This is a genomic window from Breoghania sp., assembly GCF_963674635.1.
Lineage (GTDB): Bacteria > Pseudomonadota > Alphaproteobacteria > Rhizobiales > Stappiaceae > Breoghania.
Window position 1 is genome coordinate 3,757,501 of record NZ_OY771475.1, and the last position, 2,500, is coordinate 3,760,000.

The window sequence follows — 2,500 nt, forward strand, 5'->3', positions numbered from 1 at the left end:
CTTGAGTAGGGCGGGACACGTGAAATCCTGTCTGAACATGGGGGGACCACCCTCCAAGCCTAAGTACTCCTTGCCGACCGATAGTGAACAAGTACCGTGAGGGAAAGGTGAAAAGCACCCCGACGAGGGGAGTGAAATAGACCCTGAAACCGGACGCCTACAAACAGTTGGAGCCCAAGGTTCGTCCTGGGTGACAGCGTACCTTTTGTATAATGGGTCAGCGACTTAGTGTAACGAGCAAGCTTAAGCCGATAGGTGTATGCGCAGCGAAAGCGAGTCTGAATAGGGCGTTTTAGTTCGTTGTACTAGACCCGAAACCGAGTGATCTAGCCATGAGCAGGTTGAAGGTGCGGTAACACGCACTGGAGGACCGAACCCACGTCTGTTGAAAAAGACGGGGATGACTTGTGGCTAGGGGTGAAAGGCCAATCAAACTCGGAAATAGCTGGTTCTCCGCGAAATCTATTTAGGTAGAGCGTTGGATGAATACCTCGGGGGGTAGAGCACTGGATGGGCTAGGGGTCCTCACCGGATTACCAAACCTAACCAAACTCCGAATACCCGAGAGTACTATCCAGCAGACACACGGCGGGTGCTAACGTCCGTCGTGGAGAGGGAAACAACCCTGACCGCCGATTAAGGTCCCGAAGTCATGGCTAAGTGGGAAAGGATGTAGAACTCCCAAAACAACCAGGATGTTGGCTTAGAAGCAGCCATCATTTAAAGAAAGCGTAACAGCTCACTGGTCTAAATAAGGGGTTCCGCGCCGACAATGTAACGGGGCTCAAGCCATGCACCGAAATCGCGGGCTCAGCTTGTCTGAGCGGTAGCGGAGCGTTCCGTAGGTCTGTGAAGGGATACTCGCGAGAGATCCTGGAGATATCGGAAGTGCGAATGCTGACATGAGTAACGACAAGGAGTGTGAGAGACACTCCCGCCGAAAGTCCAAGGGTTCCTGCGCAACGCTAATCGGCGCAGGGTTAGCCGGCCCCTAAGTCGAGGCAGACATGCGTAGACGATGGGAATGCAGTCAATATTCTGCAGCCTGCGGGTGGTGACGGATGCCGTGTATCGTAGTTCCTTACTGGATTGGAGCTGCGGTGAAGGTGTTCCAGGAAATAGCCCCCGCGTACAGACCGTACCCGAAACCGACACAGGTGGACTGGTAGAGCATACCAAGGCGCTTGAGAGAACTATGCTGAAGGAACTCGGCAAATTGCTCCCGTAAGTTCGCGAGAAGGGAGACCTCTGCTTGGGCAACCAGGTGGGGGTGGCACAGACCAGGGGGTGGCGACTGTTTATCAAAAACACAGGGCTCTGCGAAGCCGCAAGGCGACGTATAGGGTCTGACGCCTGCCCGGTGCCGGAAGGTTAAGAGGAGGTGTGCAAGCACCGAATTGAAGCCCCGGTAAACGGCGGCCGTAACTATAACGGTCCTAAGGTAGCGAAATTCCTTGTCGGGTAAGTTCCGACCTGCACGAATGGCGTAACGACTTCCCCGCTGTCTCCAGCATAGACTCAGTGAAATTGAATTCCCCGTGAAGATGCGGGGTTCCTGCGGTCAGACGGAAAGACCCCGTGCACCTTTACTACAGCTTCACACTGGCATTCGTGTCGGCATGTGTAGGATAGGTGGTAGGCTTTGAAGCCAGGGCGCCAGCCTTGGTGGAGCCATCCTTGAAATACCACCCTTACCTGCATGGATGTCTAACCGCGATGTAACAGCATCCGGGACAGTGTGTGGCGGGTAGTTTGACTGGGGCGGTCGCCTCCCAAAGAGTAACGGAGGCGCGCGATGGTGGGCTCAGAACGGTCGGAAATCGTTCGCTGAGTGCAATGGCATAAGCCCGCCTGACTGCGAGACTGACAAGTCGAGCAGAGACGAAAGTCGGCCATAGTGATCCGGTGGTCCCTCGTGGAAGGGCCATCGCTCAACGGATAAAAGGTACGCCGGGGATAACAGGCTGATGATCTCCAAGAGTCCATATCGACGAGATCGTTTGGCACCTCGATGTCGACTCATCACATCCTGGGGCTGGAGCAGGTCCCAAGGGTTCGGCTGTTCGCCGATTAAAGTGGTACGTGAGTTGGGTTCAGAACGTCGCGAGACAGTTCGGTCCCTATCTGCCGTGGGTGTAGGAGAATTGAGAGGATCTGTCCCTAGTACGAGAGGACCGGGATGGACACATCTCTGGTGGACCTGTTGTCGCGCCAGCGGCATAGCAGGGTAGCTATATGTGGCCGGGATAACCGCTGAAAGCATCTAAGCGGGAAACCCACCTCAAAACGAGTTCTCCCTGAAGAGTCGTGGAAGACCACCACGTTGATAGGCCGGGTGTGGAAGTGCAGCAATGCATGCAGCTTACCGGTACTAATAACTCGTTCGGCTTGATCACTCTCATTAGTCAATGATCATCTGAATATAACTTGTATCCCTCACGGGCGACCGCGCTGCGCGCTGCCCTCCGGGAGGGCGGCCTGACCGGCCGGCGCGCGGTCG

General features: G+C 55.4%; 1 rRNA gene (cut by a window edge). It reads left to right on the forward strand.

Annotated features, from left to right (window positions below):
- Window positions 1-2,396, forward strand: a 23S ribosomal RNA gene (locus ABGM93_RS16345) (it extends 348 nt beyond the left edge of the window).
- Window positions 2,397-2,500 lie beyond the last annotated feature (104 nt).